Below are 23,769 nucleotides of genomic sequence, written 5' to 3' on the forward strand. Positions count from 1 at the left end.
GTGACCCATCACGGGCGATGGAGCCCGCCCACCGGGCGAGTCCACACGTTCAGTCGGGAGTGAGATCACCAGATGGCCGTCATCGAGAAGCTGCTTCGCGCCGGCGAAGGCCGGACCCTGAAGAAGCTCCAGGGCATCGCCAAGCAGGTCAACGCCCTCGAGGCCGACTTCGAGAAGCTCACCGACGAGGAGCTGCGCGACGAGACCAAGGGTTTCCGCGAGCGCCTCGACAACGGCGAGACCCTCGACATGCTCCTGCCGGAGGCGTTCGCAGCCGTCCGTGAGGCGAGCAAGCGCACCCTGGGCAAGCGTCACTTCGACGTGCAGATCATGGGCGGCGCAGCCCTGCACATGGGCAACGTGGCGGAGATGAAGACCGGTGAGGGCAAGACCCTCGTCGCGACCCTGCCGAGCTACCTCAACGCCCTGTCCGGCAAGGGCGTGCACGTCATCACCGTCAACGACTTCCTCGCCGAGTACCAGTCCGAGCTGATGGGCCGTGTGCACCGCGCGCTCGGCATGGAGACCGGCTGCATCCTCGCGTCGATGACGCCCGAGCAGCGCCGGGCCGAGTACGCCAAGGACATCACCTACGGCACGAACAACGAGTTCGGCTTCGACTACCTCCGCGACAACATGGCGTGGGACCCGTCCGAGCTCGTGCAGCGCGGCCACAACTTCTGCATCGTCGACGAGGTCGACTCGATCCTCATCGACGAGGCCCGCACGCCGCTCATCATCTCGGGCCCGGCCGACCTCGCGACCAAGTGGTACGTCGAGTTCGCCCGCATCGCCCAGCGCCTCAACCGCGGCGAGGACGGCCGCGGCGACTACGAGGTCGACGAGAAGAAGCGCACCGTCGGCGTGCTCGAGTCGGGCATCGCCCGCGTCGAGGACCTCCTCGGCATCGACAACCTCTACGACACGGTCAACACGCCGCTCATCGGCTACCTGAACAACTCCATCAAGGCCAAGGAGCTGTTCAAGAAGGACAAGGACTACGTCGTCATGAACGGCGAGATCCTCATCGTCGACGAGCACACGGGACGCATGCTCCCCGGTCGCCGCTACAACGAGGGCATGCACCAGGCGATCGAGGCGAAGGAGGGCGTCGAGATCAAGAACGAGAACCAGACGCTCGCCACGATCACCCTCCAGAACTACTTCCGCATGTACGAGAGGCTCTCCGGCATGACGGGCACGGCCCAGACCGAGGCCGCCGAGCTCAACTCGATCTACAAGCTCGGCGTCATCCCGATCCCGACGAACCGCCCGATGATCCGCAAGGACCAGCCGGACCTCGTCTACCGCACCGAGGTCGCCAAGTACGACGCCGTGGTCGACGACATCGCCGAGAAGCACGCCGTGGGCCAGCCGGTGCTCGTGGGCACCGTGTCCGTCGAGAAGAGCGAGTACCTCTCGCAGCAGCTGAAGAAGCGCGGCATCAAGCACGAGGTCCTCAACGCCAAGCAGCACGAGCGCGAGGCCGCCATCGTCGCCGACGCCGGCCGCAAGGGCGCCGTCACCGTCGCGACGAACATGGCCGGCCGAGGCACCGACATCATGCTCGGTGGCAACTCGGAGTTCCGGGCCGTTGCGGAGCTGAAGCGGCGCGGCCTCGACCCGCACGAGACGCCGGAGGAGTACGAAGCCGCCTGGGACGAGGCGCTCGCCAAGGCCGAGCGCGACGTGGCGGCCGAGCACGAGGAGGTCACCGAGCTCGGTGGTCTCTATGTCCTGGGCACCGAGCGGCACGAGTCGCGCCGCATCGACAACCAGCTGCGTGGTCGCTCCGGCCGTCAGGGTGACCCGGGCGAGTCGCGCTTCTACCTCTCGCTCAACGACGACCTCATGCGCCTGTTCAACGCCGGTCTCGTCGACCGCTTCATGCAGACCGCCGGCATGGAGGACGACGTGCCGATCGAGAGCAAGATGGTCACCAACTCGATCCAGAAGGCCCAGGGCGCGGTCGAGGCCCAGAACTACGAGATCCGCAAGAACGTCCTCAAGTACGACGACGTCATGAACCGCCAGCGCCAGGTCATCTACGACGAGCGTCGGGCGGTGCTCATGGGGGAGGACCTCCACGAGCAGCTGCGACTCTTCGTCAACGACGTCGTGAACTCCTACGTCGACGCGGCCACGGCCGAGGGCTTCGCCGCCGACTGGGACCTCGAGAAGCTGTGGGACGCGATGCGCCAGGTCTTCCCGGTGTCGCTGACCATCGAGGAGGTCGAGGACATGGCGGGCGGCCGGCAGGCCGTGACCGCCGAGCTGCTCCGCGAGCAGCTGATGTCCGATGCGCACCACGCGTACGACCAGCGTGAGGAGACGCTCGGCTCCGAGACGATGCGTGAGGTCGAGCGCCGCGTCGTGCTCTCGGTGCTCGACCGCAAGTGGCGCGAGCACCTCTACGAGATGGACTACCTGCAGGAGGGAATCGGGCTGCGCGCAATGGCCCAGCGTGACCCCCTCATCGAGTACCAGCGCGAGGGCTTCCAGCTCTTCGAGGCGATGATGGAGGCCATCAAGGAGGAGTCGGTCTCGCACCTGTTCTCCGTCGAGGTCCAGGTGCCCGAGGCGCCCGCAGCGCCGGTGGGCGCGGCTCCCATGGCGGTGGGCGACCTCGTGAGTGGCCTCGCGGCGGCGCCGGTGCCCGACGACACCACGGGTGCCGCGTCGGCGGACGAGCCGGTGGGCACGAACGGGAGCCGCGCCTTCGGGGCCGGCGTCAAGGTCTCGGGTGTCGACCTCGACACGGACGGGCAGCGCTCCGGCACACTGCGCTACACCGCACCGGGCGAGGACGGCCGCGCCGTCGAGACGGGCGGTCAGCAGACCGTCGAGCGCAAGGCCGACCGCCGGGGCAAGAAGGTCAAGCGCAAGCGCCGCTGACCCCCTATGCCGTGACGCGCGTGCGCGGCACCGCACACGCCCGCACGGGCACCCCACCCAACACTCGAGAAAGCGATCCGTCCGGCCGGACGGATCGCTTTCTCGATGAGTGGCGCCGTGACCTCACCCGATGGTGAGCGCGGTCAGCAGCCAACGACCGTCGAGGCCCTCCAGGCGCAGTGCGAGAGCCCGGACCCTGCCGTGCGACACCACGACGGCACAGGCCTCGACGATGCCGTCGGCCGGCTCGCAGACCCGGACCCGCCGCACCACAGCCGCCCGTCGTGGGCCGGGGGTGCGCCGTCGCGCCGCCACCATCGCCTGTCGCGCGATCACGGAGTAGACGGTGGGCGCGGTGTGCCGGATCAGCTGGGGCGCCGGCCGCTGACCGGAGACCACCTCGACGACGGCCTGGGCGAGCCGCCCCACGACTCCTGCCGGGTCGGGGAGCAGGCTGCTGCGTGTCGGCTGGCGCCCGAAGTCCTCGTCGTCGCGTGCGCCGAAGAAGTCGAGGGCGAGGGCGTCCTGCGCGTAGGGCTGCTCGCCGTGCCAGGCCTCGTCGGCGCTGATGACCCGCGGCGCGGTCTGCGGGATGCGGCGCACGACGAAGCCCTCCGTCCCGCGGACGCCGGCGGGGGCGCCCATCTCGCGGAACGTGGTGGGGGAGTGCTCAGGGGTGCTCGAGACGCTGCTCATCGGTGTGCTCCTCGCTCGGCAGGGACGGGCGCCGCGTGGTGGGCGGTGGGCGCGCTGGTCAGGTGGGAAGGCGGTCGCAGCTGCTGGCCCGGGACGAGCAGGTCGGGGTCGTCGCCGATGACGTCGCGGTTGGCGGCATACCACCGGGGCCACTCGCGAGCGACCTGCGCGTCGGAGGCGTCGGGTCCGAGGTGCCGTGCGGCGACGGCCCACAGGGTGTCGCCGCGGCGGACGGTCACGACGTCATGGGTGCCGGCGGTCGCCCGGGGCGAGGGCGCCAGCAGCCGCGAGCGGTCGGCCGGGAGCACTCGTGGCGGCGCGGAGGGGACGTAGCCGGGACCTTCGGTGTCGCCGCCGGGCACCGGGCGCGCGCCCGGTGTGGGGACGACGGCGGGGACGAGCTCCGGGACGGCGGCGGCGGACCCGCTGGGCGCGAATCCCGGTTCCGGGGCTGAGGACCCGACGGGAGCCCCCGAGGTCACGTCGCGTGCCGTGGCGGAGTGCGTGGGTGCGGAGCCGGCGCTGGACACCTGCGCCGGGGGGAGGGCGACGGAGCCGACGGAGGCCCCGAGCACCAGCGTCAGCGCCTTGCGAGCCGCCACCGGCGTGATGCGCCGCGCGAGGTCTGCCGCCACGCGCCCGGCCGCGCCGGGAAGCGCTGCAAACAGGCCGAGCAGCGAGCCCAGGGCCAGCCAGGCGGCGAGGGCGACACCCACCCAGGCCAGGAGCAGGATGAGCACGTCGTCGGGTCGCGCGGCCCCGGCGGGTGCGCCCGTGCCACGGATGGCGACGGCCGCCAGCATCCGGAGGGCCGCGAGCGCCACGCCGAGACCGACGGCGGCAGCGGCGACGCCCCGGAGGAACGGCCGTGACCAGAGGCCGGACGGGAGGCGAGCGAAGCGCCCCGGCGCTCGGACGGGGCGGCCCCGCGACTCCTGGGGGTTGTCGGTGGTGGCGCCCTGCCCGCGCTGCGTTCCCCTGTGCATGCGTCCATTCAATGCAGTTTGCTTGTGTTTGGTCAAGTATGGTGTTGGTCAAGATCGTGCCGGGTGGCTCGTGGCCACGCGGCAGGGAAGGGTGTGGCCATGCGCTGGGACCGGCTGTTCGACGACCTCGCGGCTCAGCTCGCCCTCGACGAGAGCCGCGAGCTCGACTCGGAGGTCGCCGACCGCGTGCGACGAGAGCGGGCGCTGCTCGACGTCCACACGCGCCTGCTGGCCAACGTCGACGCGAACCGCGTCGGTCTGCACCTGCCCGGGCGGGTGGTCACGGGTCGCCTCGTCGACGTGGGGCCCGACTGGGCGCTGGTCGAGACGGCGCCGGGGCGCCCCTGCCTGGTGGCCCTCGCGGCCGTCCGGGGGATCACGGGCATCGGCCCGGGCGCCCGCACGCCGTCGGTGGTCGCGAAGCGCTTCGGCCTCGGCGCCGCGCTCCGGGCCGCGAGCCGCGACCGGGCTGTCGTCGAGCTCGCCGACGTCGACGGGCGCCTCGTGACCGGCACGATCGACGTCGTCGGTGCCGACCACCTCGAGCTGGCCGAGCACGCTGCCGACGAGGCGCGACGCTCGGCCAACGTCACCGGTCGGCTGATCGTGCCCTTCTGGTCACTGGGGTCGGTGCGCCGGATCAGCTGAGCGGCGGGTCGGCCCACCAGCCACAGCGATCAGCCCCACGGGGGGCGCCGGCTCACTCCTCGGCGCCGCCGCCGAAGGGGTGGGCCTGCACGAACGACTTGGTCTCGGCGTACATGCGCTGGATGTAGCTCTCGAGCTCGGTCGCCTCGACGCGCCACTGGCCGCGCCCGCCGATCTTGATCGCCGGCAGCTCGCCCGATCGCACGAGGGCGTACGCCTGGGCCGAGGAGATGTTGAGGATCTCCGACACCTCGGCGAGCTGCAGGAACCGCTGGGCCACGTTGAATCCTCCTCAGGCACCGGCACGCGACGATCTCGCCCTCATCGTAGTTGCGTGGCGACCACGTCGTGGCACGCCGTCCACAGCTGTGGCTCCGGGCGCGCGGTGTGCCGCCACCTGATGCAAGATGTTCCCGGCGTCGGACGGCCTTCGTGCTCGGGCGGCGTCGCCATCGACAGCGGACCACAGGGGGCCCACATGACCGAGCTGGCCAGGCCGAGCGCCAAGAGACTCCAACGACCCTCGTGGCGAGACAGCCGCCTCGTCGTGGGCGTCCTCCTCGTCATCGTGGCCGCCACGCTCGGCGCCAAGGCCGTGGCGAGCGCCGACGACCGCGTGCCCGTCTGGGTCGCCGCCACCAACCTCGTCGCGGGTGACGCGGTGGAGGCCACGTCGTTCGTGCGGGCCGACGTGCGCCTGGCCGACGGCATGAACGCCTACCTCGGTGCCGACGCCCCGGCGCCCACCGGCTCGTTCCTGCTCCGCGACGTCCGGGCGGGTGAGCTGGTCCCCGCGTCTGCCGTCGGCGCGGCCGACGAGGTGGACGTCCAGCGGGTGACCGTGCGGGCAGACGCGATGTCGACCTCTGGCCTCACGCGGGGCAGCCGGGTCGACGTGTTCGTCACCCCCAAGGCTGCGACCACCGGCGAGCGGGCCGCGGTCTCGACCCAGCGCGTGCTGCGCTCTGCGGCTGTCGCGAACGTGCTCACGAGCAGCGGGGGCTTCGGGGCCGGGTCGATGACGTCCGTCCAGATCTACGTGCCAGCGGACAAGGTCCAGCCCCTCGTCGAGGCGGTCGACGCGGAGGCCAAGCTGACGCTCGTGCCCTCGGTCGGTGCGGTGTCCGGCGGCGGGGCATGACCGAGGTCCTGACCGCCCTGGGCCACCGCTGGGAGTCCGCGGTCGCGACGACGCTCGAAGGCGTCCGGGGCGTCGTCGTCAGCCGACGGTGCGCCGACGTGCCAGAGCTGCTGTCGGTGGCGGAGGCGGGGCTCGGCGACACCGCCGTGGTGTCGTCCGACCTGCGCGGTCTGGACCTGTCGGTCGTGGACCGGCTGCGCTCCCACCGGATCCGCGTCATCGGCGTCTACCCGCCCGACGACGAGCAGTCCGAGCGGCGGCTGCGTCAGCTCACCGTCAGCACCACCCTGCCCGTCGACGCCGGGCCCGACCGCTGGGCCGCGTGCCTCGAGGAGGACCCCACCCTCGACGACCTCGAAGCCGCCCTCGCCGGTGGGGTGGCCGAGCCGACGCCTGACGGCGCATCTGGTGCGAGCGGCGTCGACGCGGCGCACCAGGCTGCGGTCGGGGCCGCCCCGTCAGAGGGCGACCGGCCCGGAGACGCTGACGGCGCGACCGGTTGGCTTCCCTCCGGCGCACTCCCCGAGGGGGACAGGTCGTCCGCAGGGGCGAGCGATCCGCACGGCCACAGCCGGCGGCAGGGCCACGGCGCACCCCGCGGTCCGGAGAGGGCTCCCGTCGTCGCGGTCTGGGGCCCGACCGGGGCACCCGGCCGCACGGTTCTCGCGACGACGCTCGCCGCAGAGGTCGCCAGCCGTGGCGTCGAGGTGCTGCTCGTCGACGCCGACACCTACGGGGGGTGCGTCGCGCAGTCGCTGGGCCTGCTCGACGAGGCGCCCGGCATCGCAGCCGCGTGCCGAGCGGCCGACCAGGGCCTGCTCGACCTGCCGATGCTGGCTCGGGTGGCGCCCGAGGTCGTGCCCGGGCTGCGCGTCCTCACCGGCCTGCCGAAGGCAGAGCGCTGGCCCGAGGTGCGGGCGGCCGCGCTCGAGCGCGTGCTCGACCTCAGCCGGTCGCTCGTCGGTGTCGTGGTCGTCGACTGCGGCTTCTGCCTCGAGGACGACGAGGAGCTGAGCTACGACACGTCCGCGCCCCGGCGCAACGAGGCGACACTGACGTCGCTGGCCGCGTCCGATCTCGTCGTGGCCGTCGGCGGGGCGGACCCCGTGGCGTTGCAGCGGTTCGTCCGCGGTCTCCAAGAGCTCGGCACCGTGCCCTCGGGCGATCCGGTGCCGGTCGTCAACCGCGTTCGGGCCGGGGCGGTCGGGTCGCGGCCCGAGTCGCGCATCGCCGACTCGCTGCTGCGCTTCGCCGGGCTCGACTCGGTGCGGTTCGTGCCCGACGACCCCGCCACCCTCGACGCGGCGTTGCTCGCCGGCCGGTCGGTCGTCGAGCACGCGCCCGACTCGCCGGTGCGCCGTGCCGTCGCCGACCTCGCGAGCGCGGTGCTCCCGTGGACCCTTCCTGACGGGGACCGTCGGCACCACAAGGACCGGCGGGCTCGCCGGAGGCGGCTGTCGGGGCGCGCGGCGGCAGCGGTCGAGGCCTGACAGGGCCGATCGAGAGAGTCGCCGTGCGGCCTCAGGGTGCGAAGAGGATCGTCAGCCCACCGACCGTGTAGAAGATCATGACGACCATGAGCGGCACCTGCCCGATCACGGCGGCCCGCCGCTCGAGCACGGTGATCGCGCGCTCGTGGGCGGCGAGGACGCCCAGCAGGTGGCCTACGACGATGCTGACCGCCTGGATCGTCGCGACGAGCGTCGGCTGGATGAGCGTGTCGTCCGGCGTGAGGTCGGCGGTTCCGAGCACGTCGGCGCCGGTGCCGAGCGGGTCGGTGAGCAGCACCCAGGCGTACTGCCCTTGGTAGACCCACAGCGACCAGTAGTGGGCGACGACGTAGCCGCCGGCGATCGGGATGAGCGACGGCGCGATGTCGCTGACGAAGGAGAACGAGCGCCGCAGGGGCTCGCCGGCAAGTGCCACTGACACCACCGAGGCGAGCCAGATCGTCCCGGCCACGAGGGCGAAGAAGGCGAGCAGCGTCGCCGTCCTGAGCAGTGACGAGGGCACCGAGGACGTCTGCACGAACGTGGCCCACGACAGGTTCGCCGAGAAGCCGTCGTATGCCGTCCCGCCGAGCATCACGGCCACCGTGGGCACGAGCCCCCGCCGGCCCCGCAGCCCGTTCACGCCGTGGAGCGGAGTGCGCAGCACCCAGCGCCCGTCGGTGCGACGACCGAGGGGTGAGAGCAGGCCGAGCAGTCGCGACCAGGCCTCGAAGGGGTCGCCCTGCTCGAACCAGGCTCGGCCGAAGACGGCGGCGCCGAGCATCGAGAGGGCGATGAAGGCAGCGACAAGCACCCGGAGGAAGCCGATCGACGTGTTGTCCTCGGCGACGAGCTCGACCCAGGTGAAGGCGCCGAGTCCGACCGCTGCGGGCCAGAGTCCCCACCGGTAGGGCAGGGCCGCGAGGTCGGGCGAGACCCTGGCCAGCCGCAGCAGCACGGCGTGCGGGGCCCGGAGCGGGTTGATGACCCGCCACACCGGGCCGAGGAGCATCGAGGCGAACGCGAGACCGACCCACAGCCACACGTAGACGACGTGGGGAACGGGGTTGCGCGCCGAGTCCGGACCGAGGACGAGCGCCACGAGCGTCCAGACGGTCAGCAGCGCCGCGAGCAGCCGCGCCGCGAGCCGCAGCCACCGCGAGTCGAGCACGGCCGCGACGGGGGCGGGCAGCAGGATGCCGTCGCTGGCGCGCAGACGCGGCTCGCGCCACAGGGTGCTGATGGCGACGAAGGAGATGACCAGCGCGGCGAGGGCAGCGATGACGAGCGCCGCGAAGGGCAGGGGCAGGTCGCCGCGGCTGCCGACCCCGTGCGCCGGTGCGACGGCGGGCCACGCGGCCTGCGGGATCGAGGGGACGAGGGCCGGCGCGGCGCCGGCGGTGAGGGCTACGGGAGGGGCCATGACGGTCGGCGTTCCGGGTGCGGCGCCGTCAGCGGACGGCGACCGTGAGCAGCGTGAGGGCCGGCTCGTGGGTCTCGACCTCGTAGGAGCCGGGCTCCGTGGCGGTGAGGCGCAGCGTCGCCGGCACGCCGGCCTTGATCTCGGTCTCGGCGTCGAAGCCGTGGGCGTGCAGCTCGTCGTCGTGGTCGGACGTCACGACGAGCTCGAGCGTCGACCCGACCGGCAGCTCGACCTGGGCGGGAGCGGGCGTGACGGTGGTGCCCGTGACGGAGACCTGGAGTCGCTTGACCGAGCCCGTGGAGCTCACGCCGGTGGCCGCCGCGGTGCCGTCGGTCGCGCTGCTGGACGAGCAGGCGGTGACGCCCGCGAGGGCGAGCACGCAGACGGCATACGGCAGGGCGCGAAACGCTGGCATGGCCACGATCCTACGTAAGGCGTTCTGGCAGAGTGTGACCATGTCTGACCGGCTGACCTCGCTCGACGCGTCGTTCCTCTACCTCGAGGAGTCCACCACGTCGATGCACGTCGGCTCGGTCATGGTCTTCCAGCCGCCACGCGAGGGCTTCGACTACGACCAGCTGGTGCGCATCATCGAGAGTCGCATCGGCGCGATCCCGCGGTTCCGCCAGAAGGTGCGCGACGTGCCGGGGCGCATCGCCAACCCGGTGTGGGTCGACGACGAGGCCTTCGACATGGGCTACCACGTCCGTCGCGCGGGCCTGCCCCGTCCGGGCAGCGACCGGCAGCTGCAGGACTTCGTCGCCCGCGTGCAGCCGCGCAAGCTCGACCGCACGCGCCCGCTCTGGGAGGTCTACCTCGTCGAGGGCCTGCACGACGGGCGGTTCGCCATCGTCACGAAGACGCACCACGCCCTCATCGACGGCGTCAACGCCCTCGACATCGCGCACGTGATCGTCGACGCCGTGAAGGGGGAGGACCTCGACGACGACCCGCCGCCGTGGGAGCCGCAGCGAGGCCCGTCGTCCGTCGAGCTCGTCACCGGGGCGGTCGTCGACGCCGTGCGGCGCCCGACGCAGGTCGTCGACCTCGTGCGCGGCGGTCTCAACGACGCCCTCAACGTCGGTCTGCGGGCGGTCGAGTCGGCGGGCCAGGTGCTCTCCACCGTCGCCCGCACCGCGGCCCGCCCGGCGCCGGACTCTCCCCTCAACGCCGAGATCGGGTCGGCCCGTCGGTGGGTCATGGTCGCCACCGACCTCGACGACTACCGCCTGGTGCGCAAGCGCCTCGCGCGCGGTGCCTACGCCGAGGACGTGACGATCAACGACGTCGTGCTCGCGACGATCGCCGGCGGCTTCCGGGCGTGGCTGCTGGGCCGGGGCGAGCCGGTCAGCCCGCACACGGTCGTGCGCGCCATGGTGCCGGTGAGCATCTACGGCGACGACCCGGCGGGCATGTACGCCAACCAGGTCATGGCGTGCGTCGTCAACCTGCCCGTCGGCGAGCCGGGCGCCTCCATGCGGCTGCACCAGATCGCGTTCGCCATGCGCCAGCAGATGGAGGGCGGCCAGGCCGTGGGGGCCACGTCGCTGGCCAACCTCGCCGGCTTCGCGCCGCCGACGTTGCACGCGCTCGGCGCCCGGCTCGGCTCGGCGATGTCGCGGCGCCTCTACAACGTCATGATCACCAACGTCCCCGGCCCCCAGGAGCCCTTGTACGCCGGCGACGCCGAGATGCTCTCGACCTACCCGGTGACGCCGCTCGCCAAGGGGCAGGCGCTGTCGATCGGCATCACGTCGTACAACGGCGGGGTCTACTTCGGCCTCAACGCCGACCGCGAGGCGATGCCCGACGTCGACGTGCTCGGGCAGGCCATCGTCGAGTCGCTCGCCGAGCTGACGAGCGGGAGGGAGGGCTGATGCCCGTCGTGCGCGTCTACGTCCCACTGGGCCGGGAGGGCCTCGAGGAGCTGTCGGCGGGCGGCTCGCTCGCGGCCGGCCCGGGCAACCCCAGGGTCGCGTATGCCGTCACGGCCGGTCTCGAGCAGAGCGCGCCGGGTCTCGACGTCGAGGACCTCGAGTACGCCGCCTTCAGCGACGCCGTCGAGGCCGCGGGCGGGCTGCGGGCGACGCCACGCGACCGGCGGGTCGTCGCCTCCGCCGACGCCGATCCCGGTTGGGTGGCGCCGGGTGACGGCCGGCCGGTGTCCCGCGTGGTGCTGACGGCCCCGGTGCCGCTGTCGCGGGTCGCCTCCTTCCACGTCGACGACGAGGTGACGGCGGGGGTCGACGAGGAGGCCGACGAACTGCTCTGGTACGACGTCACCGAGCTCGACGACGTACGCGCGTTCTTCGGCTGAGGGGGCGCCGTGGCCGACGAAGTAGTCGCCCTCTACGACGAAGCCGGTCAGGTGGTCGGGTCGGCCCCGCGTTCGGTGATGCGGGCGCGGAACCTGCGCCACGCCGCGTCGTCGGTGGTGGTGCGCGACCGGCTCGGGCGGGTCTACCTGCACCGGCGCACGGAGACGAAGGACGTCTACCCGGGGCTGCTGGACTTCGCGGCCGGGGGAGTCGTGCTTGCGGGGGAGGGCCCTCGCGACGGCGCGGTGCGCGAGGTCGAGGAGGAGCTCGGGGTGTCAGGCGAGCCTCTCGTGGAGCTCGCACCGGTGGACTACGCCGACGACCACACCCGCTACCGGGCGTTCCGCTTCGTCACGTCGTGGGACGGGCCGATCCGCTGGCAGCCCGAGGAGGTCTCGTGGGGGGAGTGGGTGCCGGTGGACGACCTGCTGCGGCGCATCACGGACGAGCCCGACAGCCTCGTGCCCGACAGCGTTGCCGTGTGGACCGCGGTGCTCCGCGACTGGTCGGCCCGCCGTTGACGCGCGCACGGGGCTTGTCACAACCGAACGGTCGTGCTTTTATTGGGTCATGGGCAAGGGAGAGAGCACCAAGGCCGCCGTCCTCGACGAAGCGACCGAGCTCGCCTCGCTGGTCGGCCTGGGTGGTCTCACCATCGGCACCCTGGCCGCTGCCACCAAGCTGAGCAAGAGCGGTCTCTACGCGCACTTCGCGTCCAAGGAGTCGCTGCAGGTCGAGGTGCTGCGGCATGCCCGCGAGAAGTTCGTCGACGTCGTCATGAGGCCGACCCTGGCGACGCCGCGAGGGGAGCCCCGGCTGCGCGAGTACTTCGACCGCTGGCTCACGTGGCAGTCCACCGCTTTCGGGGGAGGCTGCGTGTTCGTCGACGCCGCAAGTGAGTTCGACGACCAGGAGGGTGCCGTGCGAGACGAGCTCGTGCGCGCCGAACGCGACAAGGCCGAGTCGGTGACGATGATCGTCGGCACGGCCGTGGCCGAGGGGCACTTCCGTGACGACGTCGACCCGGAGCAGTTCGCCTACGAGCTCGAGGGGATCGTGCTCGCCCACCACCACGCCCGCCGTCTCATGCGCGACAGCTCCGCCGAGGGGCGGGCCCGTCGAGCCTTCGAACGGCTCCTCGACAGCTGCCGGCCGGGCGCCGGCGAGGCCCGCCCGGCCTGACCGGCCGGGCCGGGCGGTCCACTGACCGGCTCACACCCCTACCACCCCGAAGACAGGTGATCACCATGGCACACACGTCAGCCAAGAAAAGCACGATCGTTCGGACTATTCTACGTCGCAGCGCGAGCCTCCTCGCCCGCACGTCACCCGCGCTGGCCGCCCGCACGGCGGAGCGCCTGTGGTTCCGGCTGCCCCAGGCCACCGCGCGAGATGCGGCGGACGGTCCGCCGGCCACCGTGCGCGAGCTGCTCGGTGCGCCCTTCGAGGTGCACCTGCGGGGCCGGGCCGTCCGTGGCTGGTCGTGGGGCGACGGACCGGTCGTCTACCTCGTGCACGGCTGGGGCGGCAGCCTCGAGCACATGGTGCCGCTCGTCGCGCCGTTGCTCGACCGGGGGTTGCAGGTCGTCGCGTTCGACGGCCTCAGCCACGGCCGTTCGGATGCGGGTGCACACGGGCCGCGCTCCAGCGACGCGGTAGAGCTCGGCCGGGCCCTGGATGCAGTGGCCGCGCGGTTCGGCCCGGCGCGGGCGGTCGTGGCGCACTCGATGGGAGCCCTCGCAACCCTGCTCGCCATCCGCGACGGATGGCTCGCCTCCGAGCGCCTCGTCCTCGTGGCTCCGCCGAGCGGCATACCCGACCTGCTCGACCGCATCGGGCGCGAGCTGGGCCTCGGGCCGAGGGCGACCCGCCTGCTCGCCGAGCGAGCGCGCCGTCGCACGGGCTACGCCGTCGACGACCTCGACCTCGTCCGCATCGCGACCGGCCTCGGCGTGCGGGAACGACCCGAGCTGCTGGTGGTGCACGACCTGCTCGACCGCGAGGCGCCGCACGAACCGTCGGCACGCCTCGTGCGGTCGTGGCCGGGCGCCCAGCTGCTCTCGACCGCCGGCCTCGGCCACCGCCGCGTCCTGGCCGACGCCGCCGTCGGGGGAGCGGTGTCCCGTTTCGTCGACCGGCTGCCCGTCGAGGCCACGCTGCACGGCGACGAGCGACCGGCTCCCTTCCCGCACGGTCTGGCCACGCCGGCCGGGGCTTCGGTCGCGGGAGCTGCCTGAGCGTCCACGTGCTGGTCCGGGGGAGTCGCGATGGTGTGCCCGCTTGTTACGTTGCGCGAATGGACTTCACCGCCGACGAGTACGCCCGCCGCGATGCCGACCGACTCCGCGAGATCCTCTCCGGACCGCCCGTGACGTGGGCCTTCCTGGGCGACAGCATCACCCAGGGAGTCACGCACACGCACGGCTACCGCTGCTACGTGGAGCACTTCGCCGAGCGCGTGCGCGGCGAGCTCGGTCGGCGCGGAGACACCGTCGTCAACAGCGGCGTGTCCGGCGCCACCACCGAGGACCTGCTGCCCGAGTTCCACTGGCGCGCGGGACGTTTCGCACCCGACGTGGTGTTCGTCATGTTCGGGACCAACGACATCCTCGCCGGCGAGGACGGCGTCCGCGGTTTCCGCTTCCGCATCGACCAGATTGTCCAGCGCTCGCGCGACGTGGGTGCGACCGTCGTGCTGCAGACCCCGCCGCCCGTGCTCGAGGAGGGCGGCCGCAACCCTCGTCTCATCTCGCTCTACGCCGAGGCGGTCCGTGAGGTGGCGCGCGACCTGGGTGTCCTCGTGGTCGACCACGCGGCCGCGTGGCACGACGCCGCCGCCGCGGCCGGTGACGACGTCGCCCCGGCGGGCTGGCTCGACGACGCGTTCCACCCGGGCGCCCGGGGCCACCACCAGATGACGCTCACCCTCCTGTCGACCCTGGGCATCGCCGCCTCCGACAGCGCGGTCTGCTCGCTCGTCGTCGAGGACGGCGTCGGCGCGAGCGCTTGAGGGTCGGCGCCAGATCCTGAGGCCCAATGGTCGGTCTCGACCCTCACGGGTCAGGGGCGGCTCAGGGTCCGATCAGGGCCGTCCCCGGCAGCGCTCCACGCCGGTGACGGGCACGATGGACCCATGACACAACCGATCCCCAACCCGTCCGGCCGGGACCTGACGACGCCCACCAGCGACGAGCGCACGTGGGCGATCCTCGGGCACCTCGCCGCCATCGTCGCCGCCGTCGTCTCCGTCGGCTGGCTCAGCTTCGTCGGCCCGCTCCTCATCTGGGCCATCTACAAGGACCGCAGCGCGTTCGTCCGTCAGGCTGCCGCGGGCTCCTTCAACTTCAACCTGGCGGTCTGGGCGGCGATCATCGTCGGCTGGGTCATGTTCTTCACCGTGATCCTCATCCCGCTGGCGATCATCGTCTGGATCGTCGCGGTCGTCGCGGCGCTGTGGTTCCACATCCGCGCCGCCATGGCCGCCAACCGCGGCGAGTCCTTCCGCTACCCGTGGAGCATCACGATCCTGCGCTGACGGCCCGACCCTGCAGGCATGGAACGATGGGGTGGCCCCGCCCACGAGGCGAGGTCACCCCATCGCCCGTCCCGGGCGACGACCACCGCGCCGACCCCGCAGGAGAACTTGATGGACGCCGTGACCCACGTGCCCGCACCGGCCAACGAGCCGGTGCTCGACTACGCCCCGGGCTCGCCCGAGCGAGCCGCGCTCGAGGTCGCGCTCGTCGAGCTGGGAGCCACCCCGCGCGACCTGCCGCACACCATCAACGGTGAGCGCGTCACGGGAACCGGCGCGGAGGTCTCGGTGCGCCAGCCGCACGCCCACGCGAAGGTCCTCGGCACGCTGCGCAACGCGACCGTGCAGGAGGGCCAGGCCGCCGTCGACGCCGCCAAGGCCGCCGCGCCGATGTGGCGCGAGCTCTCGTTCGACGACCGCGCGGCGATCCTGCTCAAGGCGGCCGAGCTGCTCTCCGGGCCGTGGCGTGCGCGCCTCAACGCCGCGACGATGCTCGGTCAGAGCAAGACCGCCTACCAGGCCGAGATCGACAGCGCCTGCGAGCTCATCGACTTCTGGCGCATCAACGTCCACTTCGCCCGCCAGATCCTCGAGCAGCAGCCCCCGCTCAACGCCAAGGGCATCTGGAACCGCTCCGACTACCGCTCGCTCGAGGGCTTCGTCTACGCCATCACGCCGTTCAACTTCACCGCCATCGCGGGCAACCTCCCCACCGCACCCGCGCTCATGGGCAACACCGTCGTCTGGAAGCCGAGCCCCACCCAGCAGCTCGCCGCGTCGCTGACGATGGAGCTGCTGGAGGAGGCAGGGATGCCGCCCGGCGTGATCAACATGGTCACGGGCGACGGCATCGACGTGAGCAAGGCAGCGCTCGCCGACGAGGACCTCGCCGGCATCCACTTCACCGGCTCGACGCCCACCTTCAAGCACCTGTGGCACGAGGTGGGCACCAACCTCGACCGCTACCGCACCTACCCGCGCCTCGTCGGCGAGACCGGTGGCAAGGACTTCATCCTCGCCCACCCGAGCGCCGACCCCGCCGTGCTGCGCACCGCGATGATCCGCGGCGCGTTCGAGTTCCAGGGCCAGAAGTGCTCGGCGGCCTCGCGTGCGTACGTGCCTGCCTCGGTGTGGAAGCAGATCAAGGGCGACCTCGTCGACATCACGAACGGCCTCACCCAGGGCGACGTCACCGACCTGTCCAACTTCATGGGTGCCGTCATCGACGACCGCGCGTTCGCCAAGCACAAGGACGCCATCGACCGGGCGCACGCCACCGACGGCATCGACGTCGTCGCCGGGGGCACGTACGACGACTCGGTCGGCTACTTCGTGCGCCCGACGGTGCTCGAGATCAAGGACTCCGCAGACGAGTCGTTCCGCACGGAGTACTTCGGCCCGATCCTGTCGGTCCACGTCTTCCCCGACGCGCAGTACGACAAGGTGCTCGACCAGATGGAGCGCTTCGCGCCGTACGGACTCACCGGCTCGATCATCGCCCAGGACCGCCGCGCCATCGCCGACGCCACGAAGCGGCTCCGCTTCGCCGCCGGCAACTTCTACGTCAACGACAAGCCCACCGGCGCCGTCGTCGGCCAGCAGCCCTTCGGCGGCGGCCGGGCGTCCGGCACCAACGACAAGGCCGGCGCGGCCCAGAACCTGCTGCGTTGGACGAGCGTCCGCTCGATCAAGGAGACGTTCGTCCCGCCGACGAACCACACCTACCCGCACATGGGCTGAGCAGGCACGCCTCCGTCGTCCGAGCAGGTATGCCGTCGGGCCCGTCCCCAGCAGGGGGCGGGCCCGACGTGTCGCGCGGTGAGCGGCGGGGCCGTCAGCCGCGCTCGGAGAGCCAGTCGGCGCCGGTGCGCTGCTCGCTGTGGATCGCCTCGATGACAGCCGGCGCGGCGGCCTTCTCCACCTTGCCGCCGAAGAGCGGGATGGACGCCTTGAGGTCGCCGTCGATGGTGATCACGCTGCCGCCACCCGAGGGGGCGAGCCGGATCTTCGAGCGCATCGCGACGGGCGCGCCCGCGACCTCGACCGTGAGGGTGCCGTCGCGACCGCCGTCGCCCGAAGCCGCGGCCCACTCGTAGGTCTCGGTCACCGAGAGGGTGGGCCCGACGATCGACTTCGCGAAGTCGGGCAGGTCGTCGGCCGGCAGGTCGCGCTTGGTGACGACGCGGGCGCCGTCACCGACTGCGCTGACCGCGGCCTCGTGCCGCTGCGCCCCGGCCTCGATGCACTTGCGCTCCTGGAAGGCCTGGTCGGTGACCATCGCGTAGACGGACTCGGGGGGTGCTGCATACGTGATCGTCTCGGTGATCCTCATGGCGCACACGCTATTGCACGCGCACGCGACGCCCCGGCGTCGGCTCGCGGGCGCCTGGTGCCGGGGCCCTCAGCCGCCCGACCTCGCCCGGTCGGAGAGCGCCACGAGCGACCGGTGCGACGCTTCGAGCTCACGCCGCAGCCGCGCCAGCTCGCGCGAGCGGACGGCCGTGACCCGGTTGAGCAGCTCCTGGAGGCGCTCGCGCTCGGCGAGCCGGTGGGCCGGCTCGACGCGGCTGGGACCGCTCCGCTCGACGACGAGCTGCCCGTCGACGACGAGGTCGCTGCGGGCGAGGGCAGGCTCGAGCGAGCGGAGCCCCGCCGCCGACTCGACCGCTGTGGTCGTCCACGACTGGAGCAGCCCACCGACGCGGTCGAGCTCGGTCGCGGCCCTCGTGACGAGGTCGCGCTCGTGACCGGACGGGTCGGGTGCGCCTGCCCGCGTGACGCGCGCCGCCGCGGAGTCGAGCTCGACCACGAGGTCTGCGAGCCGGCCCGCCTGGGTGCGCAGGGCACCGCCCAGCGCCGAGGCCGAACCGGGGTCGCCAGGGGAGAGGCTCATCCCGCGCCTCTCTGCGGCGCCCGGCCCGATGGGTCGGCGACCACGGAGGACGCCGAGGACGCGGAGGACGCGGAGGACGCTGCGGAACCGAGGTCCAGCAGGCGCTCCTCGAGCGCCTCGGACAGGGCGCGCAGCGTGTCGGCGGCCTGCTCGACCCAGGTGTCGAGCGCTCGTTGCGTGGGCAGGTCACCGAGGTCGGGGACGTGGGTGAGCAGCTCGTCGGACATCGACCGGGTGGCAGCGCGGGAGGTCGTGAGCGCCCGCAGTGTCGCGGGGTCCGCGCCGCTGCGACCCTGCCGACCGCGGTTCCCCTCGCTCATGGCACCACTCTAGGGACTGACCCCGGTGGTCCCCGCGAGTTCTCCACCGGGGGTGGTTCGGGCGGAGACCTCGACGGGGATAGGCTCACATCGTGAGATGCGCGGCACAGCGACGTGCCGCGACACGGGCCGCACGGTGAGGAATCCGACAACCGCATGTCAGCGTCACTCGAACAGTCTCGAATCGACGTCATCAAGGCCGCGGCCGCGGCAGTGGCGCCTCCCAACAAGCGGGGCCGGGGCCGGGCCGCCGGCACCGCGCAGGCCGAGTTCGAGGAGTTCCTCCTCGCCTACTACCGCCTCGTGGCCACCGAGGACCTCCTGGCCCGTCCGGCGCGCGAGCTCGCCACCATCGCCTCGGAGCACCGCGCGTTCGCGCAGGACCGCCCCGTGGGCACCTTCAACGTCCGTGCGTTCAACCCCAGCTCCGACGACGAGGGCTGGTCGACGGGTCACACGGTCGTGCAGGTCGTCGTCGACGACATGCCCTTCCTCGTCGACTCGGTCGTGGCGGCCCTGGGTGGCTTCGACCGGGGCGTGCACCTCATCGTGCACCCGCAGATGACCGTGTCGCGCACCATCACGGGTGAGCTCAAGTCGGTCGTCACCGACGGGTCCACCACGGTGGAGTCGTCGGGTCTCGGCCTGGTCCGCGAGTCGTGGATGCACCTCGAGATCGACCGCCTGCCCGCCGACGCGCTGCCCGACGTCGAGGCGCGACTGCGCCACGTCCTCGACAACGTGCGCGACTCCGTCGAGGACTGGCCGAAGATGCGCGCGCACGCGCTGACCATCGCGAGCGAGCTGCGCTCCGCCACGCCCCCCGGCACCGACCCGCACCACGCGCGGGAGGCCAGCCGCTTCCTCGAGTGGCTCGCCCACAACAACTTCACCTTCCTCGGCTACCGCGAGTACTCCCTCTCCCACGAGGACGGCCACGACGTCTCGCGCCAGGTCCCGGGCACCGGCCTCGGTCTGCTCCGCTACGACCGGCCCTCCGCTGCAAAGGGACTCGTGCTCACGCCGGCTGCGAGCCGAGCCGCCCGCGACTCCAGCATCCTCATCATCACCAAGGCCAACTCGCGGGCCACCGTGCACCGCGACGTCTACCTCGACTACATCTCGATCAAGAAGTTCGACGCCCGCGGCGAGTGCGTCGGCGAGCAGCGTTTCCTCGGGCTCTACGCCTCGGCGGCCTACAACGACACGATCCACGACATCCCGCTCATCGACGTGCGGGCCCAGGAGGTGCTGCGCCTCACGGGCCTCAGCGCCGACAGCCACTCGGGCAAGGACATCCTCCAGATCCTCGAGACCTACCCGCGCGACGAGCTCTTCCAGACGAGCGCCCAGCAGCTCGCCGACATCGCGACGAGCGTCCTGCACCTGCAGGAGCGCCGCAAGACCAAGCTCTTCCTGCGCCGCGACGAGTTCGGCCGTTTCGTCTCGTGCCTCGTCTACCTCCCGCGCGACCGCTACAACACGACGGTCCGCCTGCGCATCGAGGCGATCCTGCTCCAGGCGTTCGGTGGCGAGAACATCGACAACACCACGCGGGTCAGCGAGTCCACTCTCGCCCGCCTGCACTTCGTCGTGCGTATGCCGGCAGGCACCGACATCCCCGACGTCGACGAGGCGGCGCTCGAGCGTCGCGTCATCGACGCCACCCGCACGTGGGACGAGGACCTCTCGGAGGCGCTCGGACAGGCCCGCGGGCTCGAGGGCGCGGCCCGCACCATGGCGGCCTACGCCAAGGCGCTGCCCGAGGCGTACAAGGAGGACTTCGACGTCGAGACCGCCGTCGAGGACCTCGACCGCATCGACGCGCTGGGCGACGGCGATCGCACCACCGGGCTGCACCTCTACGACGACCCGGCGTCCGACGACCCGCGCGAGCGGCGGTTCAAGCTCTACCGCCGCGCCGACCTGTCGCTGACCCAGGTGCTCCCGCTCTTCACCCACCTCGGCGTGGAGGTCACCGACGAGCGCCCCTACGAGATCCCGGGCTCCGACGGCCGCACCCTGCACATCTTCGACTTCGGCCTGTGCGCCGACGCCCGCACGTGGGGTGCGGGCGACGCCGCTCTCGCCGACGACGTCCGCGAGCGCTTCGAGGAGGCGTTCCGGGCGGTGTGGGACGGTCGCGCCGAGTCCGACGGCTTCAACGCCCTCGTCCTCGCGGCCGGGCTGACGTGGCGGCAGGTCGTCATCCTGCGCACCGTCGCGAAGTACCTCCGCCAGACCGGTTCGACCTTCTCGCAGGACTACGTCGAGTCGGCGCTCGTCGCCAACACCGGCATCGCCCGCAGCCTCGTCGAGCTCTTCGAGGCACGGTTCCACCCCGACGCGTTCCCCGCCACCGACGCCGGCCGCGACAAGCGCGCCGCGCGCGAGAAGCACGTCGTGACGAAGGTCCGCGAGGCCCTCGACGACGTCGCCAGCCTCGACCACGACCGCATCGTCCGGGCGCTGCTCGGCGTCATCCAGGCGAGCCTGCGCACCAACTTCTATCAGCCCGACGAGCACGGTCACGCCAAGCCGTACGTCTCGCTCAAGCTCAACCCCAAGAAGGTGCCCGACCTGCCGGCACCCCGCCCGATGTTCGAGATCTGGGTCTACAGCCCGCGCGTCGAGGGCGTGCACCTGCGCTTCGGCAAGGTCGCCCGCGGTGGCCTGCGGTGGTCCGACCGCCGCGAGGACTTCCGCACCGAGATCCTCGGCCTCGTCAAGGCGCAGATGGTCAAGAACGCCGTCATCGTGCCGACCGGCAGCAAGGGCGGCTTCTACGCCAAGCAGCTGCCCGACCCGGCGGTCGACCGCGCCGCGTGGATGGACGAGGGCATCGCGTCCTACAAGCTGTTCATCTCGGGCCTGCTCGACATCACCGACAACCTCGTCGCTGGCGCCGCCGTCCCACCCGAGCGTGTCGTCCGGCACGACGAGGACGACACCTACCTCGTCGTCGCGGCCGACAAGGGCACCGCGAAGTTCTCCGACATCGCGAACGGCATCTCGTCCGACTACGGCTTCTGGCTCGACGACGCGTTCGCCTCGGGCGGCTCGGCCGGCTACGACCACAAGGCCATGGGCATCACCGCGCGCGGCGCCTGGGAGTCCGTCAAGCGCCACTTCCGCGAGCTCGGCGTCGACACCCAGTCCGAGGACTTCACCTGCGTGGGCGTCGGCGACATGAGCGGCGACGTCTTCGGCAACGGCATGCTGCTGTCCGAGCACATCCGGCTCGTCGCGGCCTTCGACCACCGCCACATCTTCGTCGACCCCGACCCCGACGCCGCCACCTCGTACGCCGAGCGCCGCCGCATGTTCGACCTGCCCGGGTCGTCGTGGGCCGACTACGACGAGAAGCTGATCAGCAAGGGCGGCGGTGTCTTCGCCCGTTCGGCCAAGTCGGTCCCGGTGTCGCCGCAGATGGTCGCGGCGCTCGGGCTGCGCCCCAACACGAAGTCCATGACGCCCGCCGACCTGATGAAGGCGATCCTGCTCGCGCCGGTCGACCTGCTGTGGAACGGCGGCATCGGCACCTACGTGAAGGCGACGGCCGAGACGAACTCCGAGATCGGCGACCGCGCCAACGACGCGATCCGCGTCAACGGCGCCGACCTGCGGTGCAAGGTCGTCGGCGAGGGCGGCAACCTCGGCGCGAGCCAGCTCGGCCGCATCGAGGCGGCGCTCGCCGGCGTGCGGGTCAACACCGACGCCATCGACAACAGCGCCGGCGTCGACACGTCCGACCACGAGGTCAACATCAAGATCCTCCTCACCGAGCTGACCCGCTCGGGCGAGCTGACCATGAAGCGCCGCAACACCCTGCTGGCCTCGATGACCGACGAGGTCGCCGAGCAGGTGCTGCGCGACAACTACGAGCAGAACGTGCTGCTCGGCAACGCCCGGGCGCAGCAGCACGCCATGCTCGGCGTGCACGAACGCCTGATCCAGTTCCTCGAGGAGAAGGGCGACCTCGACCGCTCGCTCGAGTTCCTGCCGAGCGACGCCGAGATCGCGCGCCGCCAGAAGGACGGCCTCGGGCTCGCGTCGCCGGAGTTCTCCGTGCTCGTCGCCTACGCCAAGCTCTACCTCAAGAACCAGCTCATCTCCACGACCCTGCCCGACGACCCGTGGTTCGAGACGACGCTGGCCGAGTACTTCCCGAAGCCGTTGCGCGCGAAGTACGCCGCGCAGATCGCGGCCCACCCGCTGCGCCGCGAGATCATCACGAACGCTGTCGCCAACTCCATGGTCAACCGTGGTGGCATCACGTTCGCCTACCGGGCCGGCGAGGAGACCGGGGCCACCCCCGAGCAGGTCGCTCGCGCGTACGTCGTCTGTCGCGAGATCTTCGACCTGGCCGGCTTCGTACGACGCGTCGAGGCCACCGACAACGTCGTGAGCACCGGCGCGCAGACGGCGCTCTACCTCGAGTTCCGCCGTCTCATCGACCGCTCGGTGCGCTGGTTCCTCTCCTCACGGCCGGCAGAGCTCGACATCGCTGCCGAGGTGGCCCGGTTCCGCCCCGGCATCCAGGCCTTCAGCGGCCGCATCGCCGAGCTGCTCCAGGGCAGCGAGCGCACGCGCCTCCAGCGCCGGGCGCGCGAGCTCGAGGGCAAGGGCGTGCCCGAGGAGCTGGCGGTCTCGGCCGCCTGCCTGCTCGACGGGTACTCCCTGCTCGACTGCATCGAGATCGCCGAGGAGACGGGCGAGAAGCTCGCCGACGTCGTCCCGACGTACTTCCTCACGTCCGAGACGTTCTCCATCGACGCCATGCTGACCCGCGTCACCAAGCTCCCGCGCGACGACCGGTGGGACGCCATGGCCCGCGGGGCCCTGCGCGACGACCTCTACGCCGTGCTCGAGAGCCTCACCCGCTCGGTGCTGGAGGTCAGCAACCCCAAGAACGACGCACCAGCCCGGCTCGCCGAGTGGTCCGAGCTCAACGCCGACGCGCTCGGCCGTGCCCGTGCGGCCCTCGGCGGCATCGAGCGGATGAGCCACGCCGGCATCGCCGCGCTGTCCGTCGCACTGCGCACGCTCCGCACCGTGACCAAGCCCGCCTCGTCGGGCCAACCCGCCCCGGTCGCTGCTCCGTCCCCGAACGGCGCCGCACCGACCAAGAGCGCCTCCGCCAAGAAGACGGGGGCCAAGAAGGCGGCGGCCACGAAGACGGCCGTGGCGAAGTCGGCGTCGAAGTCCGTCGTCAAGAAGGCAGCGACCAAGAAGGTAGCGACCAAGAAGGTAGCGACCAAGAAGCCGGCCTCGAAGGCCGCCGCCAAGAAGGCTGCATCCTCGACCAAGAAGGCGGCGCCCTCCACCACGAAGGCCGCAGCGAAGAAGGTGGCCGCGGGAGCCCGCACCTGACTCGAGCCCGCTGCTCCGGCGGGTCTGAGGGAGCGGGGCGTGGTGGTGCGA

Annotated in this window: 21 protein-coding genes; 13 read left to right on the forward strand and 8 right to left on the reverse strand. The window is 72.0% G+C overall.

Features of this window, described 5'->3' with window-relative positions; genetic code table 11:
• The first annotated feature begins 72 nt into the window (after positions 1 to 72).
• Entirely contained in the window at positions 73 to 2,895 is a 2,823-nt protein-coding gene (secA, locus tag ACYVNR_RS07300; RefSeq protein ID WP_461047542.1) for a preprotein translocase subunit SecA, read from the forward strand.
• A 123-nt stretch (positions 2,896 to 3,018) separates the two neighbouring features.
• Here the strand turns inward: secA and ACYVNR_RS07305 are convergent, their stop codons facing one another.
• Positions 3,019 to 3,591 carry an Rv3235 family protein gene (locus ACYVNR_RS07305; RefSeq protein ID WP_461047544.1) on the reverse strand — a complete coding sequence of 191 codons (573 nt, stop codon included), beginning with the start codon at positions 3,589 to 3,591 and terminating at the stop codon, positions 3,019 to 3,021.
• A complete protein-coding gene (locus ACYVNR_RS07310; protein WP_461047545.1) occupies positions 3,588 to 4,577 on the reverse strand; it encodes a LysM peptidoglycan-binding domain-containing protein in 990 nt (329 codons plus the stop codon). Before ACYVNR_RS07310 ends, ACYVNR_RS07305 begins: the two co-directional genes overlap by 4 nt.
• 99 nt (positions 4,578 to 4,676) lie before the next feature.
• Between ACYVNR_RS07310 and ACYVNR_RS07315 the strand changes: the two genes are divergently transcribed.
• Positions 4,677 to 5,225, forward strand: coding sequence for a hypothetical protein (locus ACYVNR_RS07315; protein WP_461047547.1), 549 nt, complete (start codon positions 4,677 to 4,679; stop codon positions 5,223 to 5,225).
• Positions 5,226 to 5,277: 52 nt separating this feature from the next.
• Here the strand turns inward: ACYVNR_RS07315 and ACYVNR_RS07320 are convergent, their stop codons facing one another.
• Positions 5,278 to 5,505, reverse strand: a complete 228-nt coding sequence (locus ACYVNR_RS07320; protein WP_045188324.1) for a helix-turn-helix domain-containing protein — start codon at positions 5,503 to 5,505, stop codon at positions 5,278 to 5,280.
• Between the two features lie 198 nt (positions 5,506 to 5,703).
• Between ACYVNR_RS07320 and ACYVNR_RS07325 the strand changes: the two genes are divergently transcribed.
• Positions 5,704 to 6,366, forward strand: a complete 663-nt coding sequence (locus tag ACYVNR_RS07325) for a CpaB family protein (protein WP_458798414.1) — start codon at positions 5,704 to 5,706, stop codon at positions 6,364 to 6,366.
• The gene (locus tag ACYVNR_RS07330) at positions 6,363 to 7,856 is read left to right on the forward strand and encodes an AAA family ATPase (RefSeq protein WP_461047549.1); all 1,494 of its coding nucleotides are present in this window, start codon (positions 6,363 to 6,365) and stop codon (positions 7,854 to 7,856) included. Before ACYVNR_RS07325 ends, ACYVNR_RS07330 begins: the two co-directional genes overlap by 4 nt.
• Positions 7,857 to 7,887: 31 nt before the next feature.
• On the opposite strand, the gene ACYVNR_RS07335 is transcribed toward ACYVNR_RS07330, so the two are convergent.
• Both ACYVNR_RS07335 and ACYVNR_RS07340 read right to left on the reverse strand, forming a co-directional pair.
• Complete coding sequence (locus ACYVNR_RS07335) at positions 7,888 to 9,279, reverse strand: hypothetical protein (RefSeq protein WP_461047551.1); 1,392 nt, start codon at positions 9,277 to 9,279, stop codon at positions 7,888 to 7,890.
• A gap of 28 nt (positions 9,280 to 9,307) precedes the next feature.
• Positions 9,308 to 9,694, reverse strand: a complete 387-nt coding sequence (locus ACYVNR_RS07340; RefSeq protein WP_045188328.1) for a cupredoxin domain-containing protein — start codon at positions 9,692 to 9,694, stop codon at positions 9,308 to 9,310.
• A gap of 40 nt (positions 9,695 to 9,734) precedes the next feature.
• Between ACYVNR_RS07340 and ACYVNR_RS07345 the strand changes: the two genes are divergently transcribed.
• The 8 genes from ACYVNR_RS07345 to pruA all read left to right on the forward strand — a co-directional run bounded on the left by ACYVNR_RS07345 (position 9,735) and on the right by pruA (position 16,872).
• Positions 9,735 to 11,156 (forward strand): WS/DGAT/MGAT family O-acyltransferase, encoded by a 1,422-nt coding sequence (locus ACYVNR_RS07345; protein ID WP_045188330.1) that lies wholly within the window; start codon positions 9,735 to 9,737, stop codon positions 11,154 to 11,156.
• A complete protein-coding gene (locus tag ACYVNR_RS07350) occupies positions 11,156 to 11,596 on the forward strand; it encodes a DUF6912 family protein (protein ID WP_458798410.1) in 441 nt (146 codons plus the stop codon). Before ACYVNR_RS07345 ends, ACYVNR_RS07350 begins: the two co-directional genes overlap by 1 nt.
• Before the next feature lie 9 nt (positions 11,597 to 11,605).
• Positions 11,606 to 12,118: an NUDIX hydrolase gene (locus ACYVNR_RS07355; protein ID WP_461047554.1), complete on the forward strand. Its 513-nt coding sequence runs from the start codon at positions 11,606 to 11,608 to the stop codon at positions 12,116 to 12,118.
• 49 nt (positions 12,119 to 12,167) lie between these two features.
• Positions 12,168 to 12,779 carry a TetR/AcrR family transcriptional regulator gene (locus ACYVNR_RS07360; RefSeq protein WP_045188334.1) on the forward strand — a complete coding sequence of 204 codons (612 nt, stop codon included), beginning with the start codon at positions 12,168 to 12,170 and terminating at the stop codon, positions 12,777 to 12,779.
• 65 nt (positions 12,780 to 12,844) lie between these two features.
• Positions 12,845 to 13,834, forward strand: a complete 990-nt coding sequence (locus ACYVNR_RS07365) for an alpha/beta hydrolase (RefSeq protein WP_461047557.1) — start codon at positions 12,845 to 12,847, stop codon at positions 13,832 to 13,834.
• A gap of 59 nt (positions 13,835 to 13,893) precedes the next feature.
• Positions 13,894 to 14,607, forward strand: a complete 714-nt coding sequence (locus tag ACYVNR_RS07370; RefSeq protein ID WP_045188335.1) for an SGNH/GDSL hydrolase family protein — start codon at positions 13,894 to 13,896, stop codon at positions 14,605 to 14,607.
• A gap of 123 nt (positions 14,608 to 14,730) precedes the next feature.
• Complete coding sequence (locus ACYVNR_RS07375) at positions 14,731 to 15,132, forward strand: DUF4870 domain-containing protein (RefSeq protein WP_045188337.1); 402 nt, start codon at positions 14,731 to 14,733, stop codon at positions 15,130 to 15,132.
• Positions 15,133 to 15,243: 111 nt separating this feature from the next.
• Positions 15,244 to 16,872 carry an L-glutamate gamma-semialdehyde dehydrogenase gene (gene pruA / locus ACYVNR_RS07380; protein ID WP_461047560.1) on the forward strand — a complete coding sequence of 543 codons (1,629 nt, stop codon included), beginning with the start codon at positions 15,244 to 15,246 and terminating at the stop codon, positions 16,870 to 16,872.
• A gap of 94 nt (positions 16,873 to 16,966) precedes the next feature.
• Here pruA and ACYVNR_RS07385 read toward each other — a convergent pair whose 3' ends face one another.
• The 3 genes from ACYVNR_RS07385 to ACYVNR_RS07395 form a co-directional block, all read right to left on the reverse strand.
• Positions 16,967 to 17,464: a DUF2505 domain-containing protein gene (locus ACYVNR_RS07385; protein WP_045188341.1), complete on the reverse strand. Its 498-nt coding sequence runs from the start codon at positions 17,462 to 17,464 to the stop codon at positions 16,967 to 16,969.
• Between the two features lie 69 nt (positions 17,465 to 17,533).
• Positions 17,534 to 18,025: a hypothetical protein gene (locus ACYVNR_RS07390; RefSeq protein WP_045188344.1), complete on the reverse strand. Its 492-nt coding sequence runs from the start codon at positions 18,023 to 18,025 to the stop codon at positions 17,534 to 17,536.
• The gene (locus ACYVNR_RS07395; protein WP_045188346.1) at positions 18,022 to 18,345 is read right to left on the reverse strand and encodes a hypothetical protein; all 324 of its coding nucleotides are present in this window, start codon (positions 18,343 to 18,345) and stop codon (positions 18,022 to 18,024) included. Before ACYVNR_RS07395 ends, ACYVNR_RS07390 begins: the two co-directional genes overlap by 4 nt.
• 156 nt (positions 18,346 to 18,501) lie before the next feature.
• Here ACYVNR_RS07395 and ACYVNR_RS07400 point away from each other — a divergent pair, with 156 nt between their 5' ends.
• Positions 18,502 to 23,718, forward strand: coding sequence for an NAD-glutamate dehydrogenase (locus tag ACYVNR_RS07400; RefSeq protein WP_045188348.1), 5,217 nt, complete (start codon positions 18,502 to 18,504; stop codon positions 23,716 to 23,718).
• Positions 23,719 to 23,769 lie beyond the last annotated feature (51 nt).

This window comes from Terrabacter koreensis (assembly GCF_054783315.1).

Coding starts and splice junctions, on each gene's coding strand:
- secA (WP_461047542.1), top strand. CDS start 73: ATGGCCGTCATCGAGAAGCTGCTTCGCGCCGGCGAAGGCCGGACCCTG.
- ACYVNR_RS07305 (WP_461047544.1), bottom strand. CDS start 3,591: ATGAGCAGCGTCTCGAGCACCCCTGAGCACTCCCCCACCACGTTCCGC.
- ACYVNR_RS07310 (WP_461047545.1), bottom strand. CDS start 4,577: ATGCACAGGGGAACGCAGCGCGGGCAGGGCGCCACCACCGACAACCCC.
- ACYVNR_RS07315 (WP_461047547.1), top strand. CDS start 4,677: ATGCGCTGGGACCGGCTGTTCGACGACCTCGCGGCTCAGCTCGCCCTC.
- ACYVNR_RS07325 (WP_458798414.1), top strand. CDS start 5,704: ATGACCGAGCTGGCCAGGCCGAGCGCCAAGAGACTCCAACGACCCTCG.
- ACYVNR_RS07330 (WP_461047549.1), top strand. CDS start 6,363: ATGACCGAGGTCCTGACCGCCCTGGGCCACCGCTGGGAGTCCGCGGTC.
- ACYVNR_RS07335 (WP_461047551.1), bottom strand. CDS start 9,279: ATGGCCCCTCCCGTAGCCCTCACCGCCGGCGCCGCGCCGGCCCTCGTC.
- ACYVNR_RS07340 (WP_045188328.1), bottom strand. CDS start 9,694: ATGCCAGCGTTTCGCGCCCTGCCGTATGCCGTCTGCGTGCTCGCCCTC.
- ACYVNR_RS07345 (WP_045188330.1), top strand. CDS start 9,735: ATGTCTGACCGGCTGACCTCGCTCGACGCGTCGTTCCTCTACCTCGAG.
- ACYVNR_RS07350 (WP_458798410.1), top strand. CDS start 11,156: ATGCCCGTCGTGCGCGTCTACGTCCCACTGGGCCGGGAGGGCCTCGAG.
- ACYVNR_RS07360 (WP_045188334.1), top strand. CDS start 12,168: ATGGGCAAGGGAGAGAGCACCAAGGCCGCCGTCCTCGACGAAGCGACC.
- ACYVNR_RS07365 (WP_461047557.1), top strand. CDS start 12,845: ATGGCACACACGTCAGCCAAGAAAAGCACGATCGTTCGGACTATTCTA.
- ACYVNR_RS07370 (WP_045188335.1), top strand. CDS start 13,894: ATGGACTTCACCGCCGACGAGTACGCCCGCCGCGATGCCGACCGACTC.
- ACYVNR_RS07375 (WP_045188337.1), top strand. CDS start 14,731: ATGACACAACCGATCCCCAACCCGTCCGGCCGGGACCTGACGACGCCC.
- pruA (WP_461047560.1), top strand. CDS start 15,244: ATGGACGCCGTGACCCACGTGCCCGCACCGGCCAACGAGCCGGTGCTC.
- ACYVNR_RS07385 (WP_045188341.1), bottom strand. CDS start 17,464: ATGAGGATCACCGAGACGATCACGTATGCAGCACCCCCCGAGTCCGTC.
- ACYVNR_RS07390 (WP_045188344.1), bottom strand. CDS start 18,025: ATGAGCCTCTCCCCTGGCGACCCCGGTTCGGCCTCGGCGCTGGGCGGT.
- ACYVNR_RS07395 (WP_045188346.1), bottom strand. CDS start 18,345: ATGAGCGAGGGGAACCGCGGTCGGCAGGGTCGCAGCGGCGCGGACCCC.
- ACYVNR_RS07400 (WP_045188348.1), top strand. CDS start 18,502: ATGTCAGCGTCACTCGAACAGTCTCGAATCGACGTCATCAAGGCCGCG.